The organism is Streptomyces sp. R41 (assembly GCF_041053055.1).
GTDB lineage: Bacteria > Actinomycetota > Actinomycetes > Streptomycetales > Streptomycetaceae > Streptomyces.
The window spans coordinates 10,261,358-10,275,333 of sequence record NZ_CP163443.1 but is presented as its reverse complement, the minus strand read 5'-3'; the positions used below and the strand labels follow the sequence as shown (position 1 = coordinate 10,275,333).

General features: G+C 69.5%; 10 protein-coding genes. 6 read left to right on the top strand and 4 right to left on the bottom strand.

Features of this window, described 5'->3' with window-relative positions; translation table 11 throughout:
- Window positions 1-191 precede the first annotated feature (191 nt).
- From AB5J53_RS46825 to AB5J53_RS46810, 4 genes are all read left to right on the top strand, one after another.
- A complete protein-coding gene (locus tag AB5J53_RS46825; protein ID WP_369251667.1) occupies window positions 192-2,978 on the top strand; it encodes an alpha/beta hydrolase family protein in 2,787 nt (928 codons plus the stop codon).
- A 285-nt stretch (window positions 2,979-3,263) separates the two neighbouring features.
- Window positions 3,264-3,440: a CsbD family protein gene (locus AB5J53_RS46820; RefSeq protein ID WP_369251666.1), complete on the top strand. Its 177-nt coding sequence runs from the start codon at window positions 3,264-3,266 to the stop codon at window positions 3,438-3,440.
- 229 nt (window positions 3,441-3,669) lie between these two features.
- The gene (locus AB5J53_RS46815; protein ID WP_369251665.1) at window positions 3,670-4,038 is read left to right on the top strand and encodes a low affinity iron permease family protein; all 369 of its coding nucleotides are present in this window, start codon (window positions 3,670-3,672) and stop codon (window positions 4,036-4,038) included.
- Window positions 4,039-4,325: 287 nt separating this feature from the next.
- A complete protein-coding gene (locus AB5J53_RS46810; RefSeq protein WP_369251664.1) occupies window positions 4,326-5,345 on the top strand; it encodes an LLM class flavin-dependent oxidoreductase in 1,020 nt (339 codons plus the stop codon).
- Between the two features lie 24 nt (window positions 5,346-5,369).
- On the opposite strand, the gene AB5J53_RS46805 is transcribed toward AB5J53_RS46810, so the two are convergent.
- Window positions 5,370-6,632, bottom strand: a complete 1,263-nt coding sequence (locus AB5J53_RS46805; protein ID WP_369251663.1) for an epoxide hydrolase family protein — start codon at window positions 6,630-6,632, stop codon at window positions 5,370-5,372.
- A 214-nt stretch (window positions 6,633-6,846) separates the two neighbouring features.
- The gene (gene sthA, locus AB5J53_RS46800; protein ID WP_369251662.1) at window positions 6,847-8,250 is read right to left on the bottom strand and encodes a Si-specific NAD(P)(+) transhydrogenase; all 1,404 of its coding nucleotides are present in this window, start codon (window positions 8,248-8,250) and stop codon (window positions 6,847-6,849) included.
- A gap of 278 nt (window positions 8,251-8,528) precedes the next feature.
- Here sthA and AB5J53_RS46795 point away from each other — a divergent pair, with 278 nt between their 5' ends.
- Both AB5J53_RS46795 and AB5J53_RS46790 read left to right on the top strand, forming a co-directional pair.
- The gene (locus tag AB5J53_RS46795) at window positions 8,529-8,978 is read left to right on the top strand and encodes a hypothetical protein (protein ID WP_369252905.1); all 450 of its coding nucleotides are present in this window, start codon (window positions 8,529-8,531) and stop codon (window positions 8,976-8,978) included.
- A 282-nt stretch (window positions 8,979-9,260) separates the two neighbouring features.
- Complete coding sequence (locus AB5J53_RS46790; protein ID WP_369251661.1) at window positions 9,261-11,162, top strand: long-chain fatty acid--CoA ligase; 1,902 nt, start codon at window positions 9,261-9,263, stop codon at window positions 11,160-11,162.
- Window positions 11,163-11,376: 214 nt separating this feature from the next.
- Here AB5J53_RS46790 and AB5J53_RS46785 read toward each other — a convergent pair whose 3' ends face one another.
- Both AB5J53_RS46785 and AB5J53_RS46780 read right to left on the bottom strand, forming a co-directional pair.
- The gene (locus AB5J53_RS46785; RefSeq protein WP_369251660.1) at window positions 11,377-13,221 is read right to left on the bottom strand and encodes a sensor histidine kinase; all 1,845 of its coding nucleotides are present in this window, start codon (window positions 13,219-13,221) and stop codon (window positions 11,377-11,379) included.
- Entirely contained in the window at window positions 13,218-13,916 is a 699-nt protein-coding gene (locus AB5J53_RS46780) for a response regulator transcription factor (RefSeq protein WP_369251659.1), read from the bottom strand. The genes AB5J53_RS46785 and AB5J53_RS46780 overlap by 4 nt, the downstream gene beginning before the upstream one ends.
- Window positions 13,917-13,976: the final 60 nt, after the last annotated feature.

Sequence of the window (13,976 nt, the reverse complement as noted above, 5' to 3'; positions counted from 1 at the left end):
GGCTGCGAGGTCGTACGTCCTTTCCCACGGAGGCGCGCTCCAGCAAGCAGTGATCCTGCGGCTGTTGAGGCGGCGATACGTGTGTGACGTCAGGCAACCCCTCGGGCTCGGCTGCCGTCCTCGTGGGACGGGGAGTGCTCCGGGATGTCTCCGGGGCGCACGGGGAGCACGCCGACCGAAGGAGAAGAACCTTGATCCGAGTCCCACGAATAGGGATCGCCGCCGCTGCGTTGCTCGCGGTGGTCGCAGGATCGCCAGGGTTGGCCCATGCTCAGCCGGTGGCTGTCGGCTCGGCGCCGTCCGCGCCGGTCGCGGATTCCGGCGGAGAGCTTCCGGCGGGCTGGCAGATCACCGGCGAGGGGGCGGCGAGACAACTGGTCTGGCGCTCGGACGATCCCGTGCCCGTGAGTGACTCCGGCGTCAAGTTCTACGCCGGAGACCGGTTCCTCGGCCGACCGATCGGCGCGCACGACGGTCGTACGTTCCGACTCGCGCTGCACGGTGCACGGCTCGGGAAGTTGTCCGACCTGCAGGCCCGGACCGGTCAACGCCGTCTGGACGCTGCGGGAGCCGACGAGGACCGGCCGAGCCGACGACCGAGGGTCGCGGCCAAGCCGCCAACCCGGCTTCCGGCCAACGCGGTTGACCCCGGAAAGCCCGGTTCGTATCGGACGGTCACCGGCGAGTACGCGCTCAACTCGGTCCGGCTGCCCGGGTTCTCCGCACCCGTGGAGATGCGCGCGGTCGTGGTCGCGCCCGCCGACGCCCCAGGGCACCGCCCGCTGGCACTGTTCCTGCACGGCCGTCACGCCACCTGCTTCACGGGCCACGGCGACGACGTGACCGGTGAGTGGCCCTGCCCCACCGGTTCGAAGCCGATCCCCAGTTACCGGGGCTATCTGCGCGACCAGAAACTGCTGGCCTCGCAGGGATACGTGACGGTGTCCATCTCCGCCAACGGCATCAACGGCCAGGACTACGCCGCGGAGGACGGCGGTGCACAGGCCCGATCGTCGTTGGTGCGACAGCACCTGGCCCGCTGGGCGGACTGGACCGCGCACCCGGCCTCGGCACCCCGGATCGTACGGGCCTCGGCTCCTGCCGATCTGTCGCGCGTCCTGCTCGTCGGCCACTCCCGAGGCGGCGAGGGCGTGAACCGGGCCGCCATGGACAGCCTGTACGCCCCGCCGGCCGACCAGGACGGCTACCGGGGTCCGGTGCGCTGGCACATCCGCGGCACCGTCCTCATCGGCCCGACCATCTTCGGGCAGAACCCGACCCCCGACGTACCGTCGATGACGATCCTGCCCGGCTGCGACGGCGATGTGTCCGATCTGCAGGGCGAGATGTACGTGGACGGCACGCGCGGTGTCAGCCGCGGCGCCGCCCTGCACAGCGGCGTCTACATGGTCGGCGCCAACCACAACTTCTTCAACAGCGAGTGGACACCGGGACAGGCCCAGGCACCGGCGGAGGACGACTTCTGGGCCGGGGACCAGCCGGACCAGGTGTGCTCGCCGGGCACCGCGACCAGGCTGACGGCCCGTCAGCAGCAGGCCGCCGGTGCGACGTACATCGCCGCCGCGGCGCGGGTGTTCGTCGCGGACGACGACCGGGCGCGTCCGCTGCTGGACGGCTCGAACCGGCGCGCGCCCTCGGCCGACCCCGCGCGGGTGCTCACACACGCGGTGGGCGCACGCCGTACGCCGGCGTTCCTGCCGGACGGCTCGGTCGCCGTGGACGGCGGCCGACTGTGCGCGGAGGTGGACACCGACACGGCCGCCGCCTGCCTGAGCCCCGACGCGGGAGGCGTCTCGCCGCACTTCGCCCAGTGGGAGACCTCGAAGGAGCCGGGCCGACGCGCCGTCGCGCTGCGCTGGACGGCTCCCGGCTCCGCGGTGCGCGTCCGGCCGACGCGGGCCGTCTCCGTCGACGGAGCCGAGGCCCTGGCATTGCGCGTGATCGTGCCGCCGAACACCAAGGACACCCGGCTCGACGTGATCCTCGCCGACGCCTCCGGCCGCCGGGCCACCCTGGGGCGCGTCCACCTCGACGGTCTGCCCGGAACCGAGCGCACCGCCTCCTTCTGGGGGCAGGAGGTCCGCGTACCGCTGACCGCCGCCGCCCGCGCCGGACTCGACCTGCACCGAGTGACGGCCCTGGAGCTGATCCCGCGCAGCCGGTCCGGACAGGCCTGGCTGATGGACGCCTGGGGCTGGGGCCCCGGCATGGCGACGGTCCGGCCCGCCGTACTGCCCCGTGTCGACATCGGCCGGCTGACCGTCAAGGAGGGCGACTCAGGAGTCCGTACCTACCACGTCCCGGTGCGGGTCTCCGGGCACGGCAGCGGCACCGTCCGCCTCTTCGTCGCCGATCCGGCGTCGGACCAGGCCACGGCCCGCGAGGTGACGGTGCGGCCCGGGAGCCAGGGCATCGACGTACCGGTCCAGGTGCGGGGCAACACCCGTTTCGGATACGACGTGTCGCACGACGTCTTCGTGAAGGCGGTCCACGGTGCGGTGGTCGGCGCGCATCGTGGCGGCGTCACCGTTCAAAACGACGACCCGATGCCCACCATCAAGGTGACGCCGGTCGCCGACCAGGTCACCGAAGGCCAGAGCCTGACCTGGCGGATGTCCCTGTCCGCGGTGGCCGACACGGACATCCAGGGCTACTTCGGCGTCCTGCCGGTCACCGGCGGTACCGAACTGTCCACCACGGATGTCGACCCCCAGTGGCTGCTGGAGAACTCCGGCGAGTCGCCGCAGCCGTCGCGGCCGCTGTCGGCGGTGCAAGGACTCTCCCTCTACGCCACCGTCCCCGCCGGACAGTCGAGCGCCGAGGTGGCCATCCCCACCGTCGCGGACACCCTGACCGAGCCGGAGGAGGCGGTGCGTCTCCAGGAGACCGTCTACGACGACTCCGGTGAGCCGCACGACGGGCCCGTGTTCACCGGAAAGGTGCGCGACGCTTCGTAGGTCCGCCCCACCCCGCGCCGACCGGGCCCCGAGTGAAGGGCCCGGTCGGCGTCTGTTCCGGATGGTCCACTTTCAGCCGGAGCACGTTCCTGCGGCTGGTCGACGCGCTTCCCCGGGCCGAGGTGCCCGCGCCACGCATGGTCGAGGTCGACACTGCCGACGCCGAGGTGCTCCAGATGGCCGTGCCGATTGCCGCGTCCCGCGGACGGGCGCACGGTGAAATAAAGACGAGTCCGTCCTGGACGGGCCGCGTTCCCCGGCGTCGTCGAGAGGGTGGCGATTCTGATGGCCAAGGTCAATCCGAAGGTGCAGCAGATCAGGGGCAAGATGAAGGAGACCCTCGGCAAGGCCATGGGCGACACGTCCATGCAGCGGGCCGGCCGTGGAGACCAGCTGCGCGCCAAGGCACACAAGATGACCGACAAGGCCGCCGCCCAGCTCCGCAAGCGGACCGGGCACTGACCGCGGGCGTGCGGGCGGCGCGGCGCACCTCCTGAAGGCCGGGCACCCGACGCTCCGCGCCCAGCACCAAAGCCTTGACCTCGGTGGCGTAGGCGCCCACCCCGCCGCGGAAAATTCGCGACGCGGTGGGCGCGTCCTCCGGCTTGCGCGCGAGCAGCTCCGCCGGGTCAGGCCGCGGCCACTCTCCGCAGGGCCGCAACGGGCACCCAGCAACAAGAATGCGGGGAACATGACTCTTCAACATCCGGCCGATCGCGGCGGAGGCAGACGCGGCAGGTTCGAGCGGCTTGCGGAGTCCGTATCGAAGCTGACCAGCTCACCGGCCTTCTTCATGTTCTGCCTCGGGCTGGTCGCACTCACCGTGGCCGTCCATCTCGCCGGACTCGGATTGCCGTGGCTACTGTTCGCCGGCGATGCCATGACGGCGGTGACGCTGCTGCTTCTCGCACTGTTGAAGAACTCGGAACTACGGGCCGAGCGAGCGATCCAACGCAAACTCGACGCCCTCGCCGCCGCCCTGCTCGAAGCACACGAAAGCGCTCCCGGGAAAGCATACGAGGACCTCAAGTCCGTGAACCGAATAGAGGACGAGATCTGAGGATCGGTGAGCACGAGCCGACTCGCGGGTCCCCCGATCCAGCCGCAGCAGGGGCGCCGTCAGCAGGAAGCCCGTCGCACAGCAGCGACAGCAGTCCCACCTCCGGCAGACGGTCGCACTGCGCGTACACCTGCGTGTGCGGCACCGACCGGCGACCGTGTCGCCGCACCGTAAGGTCGCCGCCCGGCACCCGGAAGGCCGTCCCCATTCGGCGCCCGGTGATCGCCTGCGACAATTCAACCAGCGCTGGTGTTCGGCAGAACGTGCCGCGGACGATGGAGGAGCCTGTGCCACTGCCCTCGGACCCCCTGCGGAAGCTGGGATTCCTGACCATCGGGCTGTTCGACCAGGAGAACCCCGGCCGCGGCCACGAATCGACACTCGAGATCATCGAGTTGGGTGAACGGCTGGGATTCGACAGCGCGTGGGTGCGCCACCGTCATCTCCAGTACGGCATCTCGTCCCCCGTGGCCATCCTGGCGGCGGCCTCACAGCGCACCAGCCTTATCGAACTGGGCACCGCGGTCATCCCGGTCGGATGGGAGAACCCGCTGCGGCTCGCCGAAGACCTGGCAACCGTCGACGTCCTGTCCTCGGGCCGCCTCAATCCGGGTGTCAGCGTCGGCCCACCGATGCACTACGAGCAGGTCAGACACGCGCTCTATCCCGACACCGCCGACGCCGAGAACTTCGGCTATGAGCGCGTGGAACGGCTGTTGGACTTCGTACGCGGCAAAGCGGCCACCGACTTCAGCGGGACCGAGGGCTTCGAGGTGTTCTCCGACCGCGTCCAGCCGCACTCCCCCGGCCTGGGCCGCCGCATGTGGTACGGCGGCGGAAGCCTGCGGTCGGCACAGTGGGCCGGGGAGCACGGGATGAACTTCTTGACCAGCAGCGTCGTGAAGGCGGAGGAGTCCGAGGACTTCGCGGAGGTCCAGCTCTCTCACGTACGGACCTTTCGCGCTCACCATCCCGACGGTGATCGCGCCCGCGTCTCCCAGGGACTCGTCGTGATCCCCACGGACAGTGCCTCGCCCGAGCAGCGCGCGAAGTACGAGGAGTTCGCCCGCAAACGGATGCCGCGTACCGCCACGCCGCAGGGGCCGGCGCGCATGATGTTCGCGCCCGATCTCGTCGGCACCTCGGACCAGATCGCAGAACAGCTCTACTCCCACGTGGCGTTCCGGGAAATCGACGAGGTCGCGTTCGCACTCCCCTTCACCTTCGACCACGCCGACTACGTCCAGATCCTCACCGACATCGCCACCCGGCTCGGCCCGGCACTGGGCTGGCGCCCGGTGGCATGAGCGCCGGGTGTCAGGACAGCCGGCTCAGCCGCCTCCTCCTTCCGACGCCGTCGTGTGGCGTCGGTTGCGGAACGTGCGGCGCAGGTCGTCGACCCAGGCGTCCGGGGATTCCCATGGGATGAAGTGGCCGCCGCTGTCGTGGGCGGTGAGGTTGACGTGGTTGTACCAGTCGGCGCGGTCGCTGGAGAGCCAGTTCTGCAGGCGCTGTTCGGTGGTGGTGACGCCGGGTGGGTTCTCGTAGCCGACGAAGGTGATGCCGGTGGGTGCCTCGATGACCGGGTGGCGGTCGTGGGAGGGGGTCCAGGGGTAGCGGTTGGCATTGGCGTAGTAGCGCATCGACGTTCCGATGGCGTTGTTGACCCAGAAGATCGTGGCGTGGGTGAGGAGGTCGTCCTTGGAGAAGACGTTCTCCACGTCGCCGTGATTGTCGCTCCACTTCGCCCAGCGCTCCAGGATCCAGGCGAGCAGCCCGACCGGTGAGTCGGAGAGCCCGTGGGCAAGGGTGCTCGGGGCGAGGACGTGGGCCGCCAGATGGACGGCGAAACGCCGCTCGAAGGCGACCAGTTGCCGGCGCACGGACTCGGGCAGGCCCTCGGGGATCGGTTGCCCGCCGCTGAGGTCCCAGGCCCGGTCGCCGTTGAAGAAGGTGAGCTTCAGGCCGGAGCCGATGTGGATGCCGTGCAGTTCGTCGGCGTACTTGTGCCCGAGCTGGCCGGTGACGAGGGCCCCGACGTCGCAGCCGCCGGCGGCGTACTTCTCGTGGCCGAGCGTGCCGGTCATCAGGGTGTGCCAGAGGTCGGCGACCTTCCAGAAGTTCATGTCGGGGTGGTCCGGAAGCGGGGTGGAGAAGCCGAAGCCGGGCAGGGAGGGGACGATGACGTCGAAGGCGTCGGCCGGGTCGCCGCCGAAAGCCGCGGGGTCGGCGAGGGGGTCGACGACTTTCGACCAGTGCCAGAACGTCCAGGGCCAGCCGTGCGTGAGGATGAGCGGCATGGGGTCGGGGCCGACGCCCGGCCTGCGCATGAAGTGGACCGGAACGCCCTGGACGTTCACCTTGTAGTGCTCGTAGGCGTTGATCGCGGCTTCGGCCTTGCGCCAGTCGTAGTGATGGAGCCAGTGGTCGGCGAGCTCCTGGAGGTAGCTGCGGCTGACGCCGTAGTACCCGTCTTCGTTGCCCGCGTCGTCGGGCCATCTCGTAAGCCGTAGCCGCACCTTGAGGTCGTGGAGGACGGCGTCGGGGACGTGGAGGGGAGCCGGTTCCAGTGGGAAGCGCGCTGTGGCTGCCATGAGGTTCCTTCCGAGTCGGGAGAAGTGGCCGCGCCGGCGATCAGGGCTCGGTGTTCATGAGCGCGGCCATCCGTGCCAGCGCGGGCAGGGCGGCGCCGATGGCCCGGCGTTCCTCGGGGGTCAGGGCCTCGAGCAGCTGCAAACCGGCGCACGCGGTCCTGCCGCCGACCGTCGCCTCCCCCGCTCCCTCCCGTGGGAGGCGACATGGCGGGGTTCAGTCCCTGAGGCGATCGATTTGGCGGATTTTGTTGGTCGCGTCGAGGGCGGCGACTTTGTAGGACTCCGCGAGCGTGGGGTAGTTGAACACCGCATCGACCAGGTAGTCGACCGTGCCACCGCAGCCCATGACGGACTGGCCGATGTGGATGAGTTCGGTGGCGCCGGTACCGAAGCAGTGGACGCCGAGCAGTTTGCGGTCCTCCGGCGAGACCAGCAGCTTGAGCATGCCGTGCGAGTCGCCGATGATCTGGCCCCGGGCCAGTTCGCGATAGCGGGAGATGCCGACCTCGAACGGCACGCATTCTTCGGTGAGTTGATCCTCGGTCCGCCCGATGAAGCTGATCTCCGGGATGGTGTAGATGCCGATCGGCTGCAGGTCGTGCATCCGGTTCACCGGCTCGCCGCAGGCATGATAAGCCGCCGTGCGGCCCTGCTCCATCGACGTCGCCGCCAGCGCGGGGAAGCCGATGACGTCGCCGACGGCATAGATGTGCGGCACCTCGGTGCGGTAGTGCTCGTCGACCGTGATGCGGCCACGCCGGTCGGCGGACAAGCCCGCCTTGTCCAGGTCGAGTTCGTCGGTGAGACCCTGCCGGCCCGCCGAGTACATCACGGCGTCCGCGGGGATCTTCTTACCGCTCTCCAGGACGGTGAGCGTGCCTCGGGGATGCCGTTCGACCGCGGCGACGGTCTCGCCGAACCGGAAGGTGACGGCCAGGTCCCGCAGGTGGTACTTCAGCGACTCGATCACCTCGACATCGCAGAAGTCGAGCATCCCGGGCCGCTTCTCGACCACCGTGATCTTGCTGCCGAGGGCGGCGAACATGGAGGCGTACTCCATGCCGATCACGCCGGCCCCGACGATGACCATGGAGCGTGGCACCTGCTCCAGGTTCAGTACGTTGTCCGAGTCCATGATCGTCCGCTCGTCGAACTCGACGGTCGCGGGCCTGGCCGGCCGGGTGCCGGTGGCGATGACGATGTGCTCGGCACTCAACTGCCTTTCGTCGCCGTTCACTTCGCGCAGGGCGATCGTGTGATCGTCCACGAAGCGGCCGGTGCCCGCGAAGAGGGAGACGTGATTGCGTGACAGCTGGCTGCGGATGACATCGACCTCGCGGCCGACCACGTGCTCGGTGCGCGCGGTCAGATCGGCGACGGTGATGTCCTCCTTGAGGCGGTAACTCTGGCCGTACAGATCCCGTTGGGTGAGACCCGTGAGATACAGGACCGCCTCACGCAGGGTCTTGGAAGGGATGGTCCCTGTGTGGATGGAGACCCCGCCGACCATGTCGGGGCGGTCGATGACAGCGACCCGACGGCCGAGCTTGGCCGCGGCGATGGCGGCCTTCTGGCCGCCCGGGCCGGATCCGATGACGAGCATGTCGAAGTCGGGCACCCTCCGGAGTCTGTCAGCCCGAGGCCTTCCCTCGAAAGGGTGAACCGGGGATCTTTCACGATGCGTGAAAACGACTCCGGTCCAAGGCGTCACCCCAGGGGGCTCGTTGAGCGGAACCCATCGACCTGCGGTGCCTGACCCGGTCGCCTGGCGTACGGGGTGCCAGTGGCATCATCGGTTGAAGCGGTGTATCGAACACGGTCGTCCCGATCGACGCCGCACCCGACGCCACCCAACGGCCCGCTCGCCGACCGCCATCCGACCTCCCGGAGGCCATGATGCAGATCGCTTCGTTGCCGTACGTCGATGAGCACGCGACGGTCATCGCGGCGGGGACCGACGACGTCTGGCGCAGCCTGGGCGAGACCTTGGACCGATCCTTCTTGCGCCCTGGTGCCGTCGGCTACGCGAGGCTGGTGGGCTCCACCGACCGCACGGCGTCCGGGCCGCGGCCCCTTGCCGAGGGCTCGACGATTCCCGGTTTCCGGGTGGTGACCGCGGTGCCGGGACGAGAGCTGGTCCTCAAGGGGAGTCATCGTTTCTCGTCCTACGCCCTGATCTTCCGCCTCGAACAGGTCGCCGCGGACCGATCGCGGCTGCGGGCCGAGACCCGAGCCGCCTTTCCCGGCCTGGCGGGCGGCTTCTATCGACGGCTCGTGATCGGGACCGGCGGGCATGCGGTGGGCATGCGGCGCCTGCTCTCAGCGATTCGCCGTCGATCCGAGTGATGCCTGGGCGACGGTCACGGGACTCGGCTGCGGGACAGGAAGCGTCTCTCGCGGATGAGCGGCAAACGGACCGAACTGGCCGACGCTCCGGCGACGCCGTGAACCCTCGCTCATCCGGCCGGATCGCCCGCCGAAAGCGACGGTCCGTGAAACGGAATCCGGGCGGCCGGCGAGCTGCTCGGGGAATCGTGTACGGCTGTCGCCGGTGTGGGCTACATTCGGGAATCCTCGACACCGGCGGCTCTGGGTGAAGCCACGTTGAGGAGAATTCCGGAGCGGCGAATGCACCAGTCCGAACCTTCTCCACCGGCTACCGCACTGATGCAGGGGGGACTCGCCGACAGTCTCTTCGACGCGGCCCGCCACACGCCCGGCCTTCCGCAGATCGCGCGCCGCCCCGACGCATCCACCACGGCTTGGACGCCGGTGACCGCCGCCGAGCTGTGGGGCGAGGCGGTCGATCTGGCGCGCGGGCTGGTCACGTCCGGCATCCGCCCCGGTGACCGCGTGGCCATCATGGCGCGTACGCGCTACGAGTGGACCGTGCTCTGCTATGCGCTGTGGGCGGTGGGCGCCGAGATCGTTCCGATCTATCCGACCTCCTCGCACGAGCAGGTCGCGTGGATCCTGAAGGACGCGCACTGCGTCGCCGTGGTGGTCGAGGACGAGCAGGGCGTCATGACGGTCGGCTCGGCGTGTGCCGCGCTCCCGTTCCTGCGCCACGTCTGGCAGTTGGACACCGGGGCGCTCGCGCATCTGGTCGAGCGGGGCCGGGCGATTCCGGCGACGACGGTCGACTCGCTCCGCCGGATCGTGCTGCCCGACTCGACCGCGGTCATCGCCTACACATCCGGCACGACGGGACCGCCCAGGGGCTGCGCCCTGACGCATCGCAGCCTGGCGAGCCCCTGCGACACGTATCTCGAAGGCTGGAGACACACGGCGGCTCCACCGGGCGAACAGCCGGCCATCCTCGCGTTTCTCCCCTTCTCCCACGTGTACGGCCTGATGATCCAGGGACTCTGTCTGCGGGGCGGCATCCTGATGGGGCACGAACCCGATCTGCGCGAGGAAGCGCTCTCGGCGGCCCTGTTGTCCTTCCGGCCGACCTTCCTGTACGCCGTTCCGTTCGTCTTCGAGAAGATCTACAAGAACTTCCTGCGGACGGCCCAGCAGACGGGCCGTGGCGCGCTGTTCGAGCGTGCCGTCCGCACCGCGCAGGATTTCGCCCTGGCCGAAGAACGTCGTCGGCTGGGCAGGGGCCCGGGACCCGGCTTCGATCTGCGGCTGCAGCACTCCCTCTACGAGAAGACGGTGTACAAGAAGCTGCGCGGCGCGCTGGGCGGAAGGGTGTGCGGCGCGGTGTCGGGTGGCTCGCCGCTGAATCGTGAACTCACCCTCTTCTACGCGGGAATCGGGATCCTCGTCCACGACGGATACGGTCTGACGGAGACCAGCGGAGGAATTACCGCACAGCCTGTGGGGCGTGAGAAGTTCGGAACGGTCGGACGCGCGCTGCCGGGAACGGACATTCATGTGGCCGACGACGGGGAGATCTTCGTGTCGGGGCCCTCGGTGTTCCAGGGATACATCAACGACGCACAGGCCACCCAGGCCTCGTTCCTGGACGGTTGGCTGGCCACGGGCGACATCGGGCGTCTGGACTCCGAGGGATATCTGACCATCACCGGCCGCAAGAAGGACATCATCATCACGAGCGGCGGAAAGAGTGTGGCCCCCGCGGCTCTCGAGGAGCGGCTGCGTGTCCACCCCCTCATCCACCAGGCCGTGGTGGTGGGTGACAACCGACCGTGTGTAGGGGCCCTCATCACTCTGGATCCCGAATTCGTCGCGCACTGGCGCGCGTCCCGGGCCAAGGGTGAAACACCGGTCCGGGACGCGCGCGAGGAGAACGAATTGCGGGAGGAAGTCAGACGCGCGGTCGCCGCGGCCAACAGCAGCGTGTCCCGCTCGGAATCCATTCGGGTGTTCCGGGTTCTCCCGGAGCCCTTCGATCTGGCCAATGGACTGCTGACGCCCTCGATGAAGTTGCGTCGGGACGCCATCGTTCGGCGGTTCGCCGCCGAGATCGAGGCGATGTATCAGACGTCTTCGCGGGTCCCGCGGGAGTACTCGACCAGTGAGCCCTCGATGTGGGAGGACTCGGACAACGTATTCCGGTGAACCGGTCGCGTGCCGCCTCGGCGCGGAATGTACGTGCCTCCCAGGAGGGACCTCAGAGGGGTGACGCGGCTCCTGGCTTCCGGGTGCTTGGTGGTGGTGTTCATGCGTACACCTTGCGCCGAGGGAGTCGGGGCAACCAGATCCCTCCCGTGAGCAGGACCGCTGGTCCTGGTACCGGCGCCACCAGGGTCGGCGGGAATACGCCGGTCTCGGGTCAGTCGGCCTCGGCGGCAGGAGTGAGGGGCGCCATCGTGCAGGGTAGCCGCAGGATGAAGACCGAGCCGGCACCGGGTTCGCTGGTCACCGTGACGGTTCCGCCGTGGGCGGCGACCAGTTGGCGGACGATGGCAAGGCCCAGGCCGCTGCCGCCGGTGCGCCGGCTGCGGGACTTCTCGGCCCGCCAGAACCGGTCGAAGACGCTGGGCAGGTCCTCCGGGGCGATACCGGTACCGGTGTCGGCCACCTCGAAGACGACCTGACCGGCGTGGCCGCGAACGGCGAGGGTGATCATGCCGCCGGCCGGCGTGTGGCGTATCGCGTTGGACACAAGATTGCCGAGCGCCTGTCGCATCCGTACCGGGTCCGCGTCGAGCCACGGTGTGCCGTCCGCCGAGGTGAGCAGCCGGATGCCCGCCGCATCCGCCCCCACGCGGTGTGCCGCGGCGACCTGTTCGAGCAGTTCGTCGGCGCTGACCTCCTCGCGGTGCAGCCGGAGGGCGCCCGCGTCGGCCGCTGAGAGGTCCTGGAGGTCGTCGATGACGCGCTGGAGGACAACCGCCTCCTCGTGCAGCGAGGCGAGCAGGTCCGGGTCGGGGTCGACGATGCCGTCGCGGGTCACTTCCAGCCAGCCACGGATGTTGGTGAGCGGGGTGCGCAGTTCATGGGCGATGTCGCTGACCATCGCCTTGCGCTGGGCCTCCATGCGTTCGCGTCGCTCGGTCAGGTCGTTGAAGGCCACGGCCAGGATGCCGGTCTCGTCCTGGGTGGTGACGGGAACCCGTACGTGCTGCTCCGGCGGTTGCTGGGCGGCCTGTGTCAGCGCGCGCAGAGGGCGTACGAGCCGGGTGGCGACCAGCGCGGTCACGGCCACGGTGAGGGCGAGGACGAGACCGGCGACCCCCACGACCTTGGCCTTGTTGGCCGTCGACATGTCGAAGCGCGGGACGGCGCTGTCCCCCGTGCCCAGGAACAGCTCGGCGGCAGGGGCGACATACGCAGCGAGCTGTTCCCGGCGTGCGCTGTCGACGCACGCGTTCGTCGTCGTGGTCGCGGCGCCCCGCTCATCGCTCGGCGTCTTTCCCAGCATGAACCGGGGCTTCATGGTCATGGCCATGTAGTCGACCGTGATGCCCGTGGGCGAGGCGAGGTGTATGTCATGGCGGTTCAGGCACGCGTCGGCGCGCCCGGTCAGTGCCGCCAGGGCCTTCTCCTCCGTCGGGGTGGCGGAATAGAGCTGCCCGTCCGCGCACTCCTGCGGCACATAGCCGGACTCGGTGCTCCCGTCCGCGTTCGTGAGGACGGAACGGCCGCTGGGCGTCCGCGTGATGCCCATGTCGATTCCGTTGCGCGCGAAGCACTTCTGGCGGACCACGGCCAGCTTGGCCACCCGGAGGCGCTCGTTGGCCGTCAGCCGGTAGGGGCCCACCGCACGCGGATCGATGCCGCTGAGCTGCGCTCCGGGCTCCGTGAAAGTGTCGGTGTGCAGCGGGTCCACCGTGGCTGCGGCACGCGGCGGCAGGGCGGACTTCCTCGCCGCGGAGTCCGCGATCGTCGTGCGGTCGGGGGTCGTCAGCGCGATACGACGGCCGGTCCTGTCCGACAGCGTGCGTACGGTCTTCTCGACGCCGGACCAGTCGGGATGAGTGGCCGCGTATCCGCTGAGCTGCCGGAGGACGTCCATGTCGTCGGCGAGCACCTGGCCCTGCTCCTCCTGGATGGCCCGAGTCGTGGTCTGCACGGCGAGCCAGGCGGTCGCGGCCACGGAACACAGGGCGATGAGCACGGAGGTGATCAGCAGCCGTACCAGAAGGCTCTTGCGCAGGGGGATGCCGCGGCTCACGTCCGGTCACCCTTGAGCTTGTAGCCCACGCCGAAGACCGTCAGCAGGCGGACCGGTCTGCGAGGGTCCGCCTCGATCTTCTTGCGCAGGTTCATGATGTGCACGTCGATGGCCCGCTCGGTCGACGCCCGGTCGATCCCCCGGGTGTGGTGCAGCAACTGCCGGCGGGAGAACACCCGCTCGGGTTCCGCGACCATGGCCAGCAGGATCTCGTACTCCGCCGGTGTGCAGTCCACGGGCGAGCCGTCGCATGTCACCTCGTGCCGGGCCGGGTCCACCGCGATTCCGGCGGCCCGTACGACCGGATCGTCGCGCTGTTCGGAGGCGGGGCGTCCGCTGCGCCGCAGTACCGTGCGGATGCGGGCCATCAGCTCACGCGGGCTGTACGGCTTGGTCATGTAGTCGTCCGCGCCGAGCTCCAGGCCGAGCAGTATGTCGTCCTCGGTGGAGCGGGCGGTCAGCATGAGGACGGGTATGTCGTCGCTCTGCCGCAGTACCCGGCACACCCCGAAGCCGTCGACCACCGGGAGCATCAGGTCCAGGACGACGAGGTCCGGCCGGTGGCGGCGTGCCTCGTCGAGCGCGGCCCCGCCGTCGTGGACCACGGTGGCGGTGTGGCCCTCCTTCAGCAATGAGCGACGTATCAGCTCCGCCTGCTTCTCGTCGTCCTCCGCGACCAGCACATATGCGCACACGCGGCCGATGCTAAGCGCCCAGGGCCGGGAAGGGTGCGGGTGAGAGGGGCTTGCCACACC

What these genes read in the sequence shown, in the direction of transcription:
- AB5J53_RS46820 (WP_369251666.1), top strand. Translation starts at nt 3,264, where the DNA reads ATGGCCAAGGTCAATCCGAAGGTGCAGCAGATCAGGGGCAAGATGAAG.
- AB5J53_RS46815 (WP_369251665.1), top strand. Translation starts at nt 3,670, where the DNA reads ATGACTCTTCAACATCCGGCCGATCGCGGCGGAGGCAGACGCGGCAGG.
- AB5J53_RS46805 (WP_369251663.1), bottom strand. Translation starts at nt 6,632, where the DNA reads ATGGCAGCCACAGCGCGCTTCCCACTGGAACCGGCTCCCCTCCACGTC.
- AB5J53_RS46795 (WP_369252905.1), top strand. Translation starts at nt 8,529, where the DNA reads ATGCAGATCGCTTCGTTGCCGTACGTCGATGAGCACGCGACGGTCATC.
- AB5J53_RS46790 (WP_369251661.1), top strand. Translation starts at nt 9,261, where the DNA reads ATGCACCAGTCCGAACCTTCTCCACCGGCTACCGCACTGATGCAGGGG.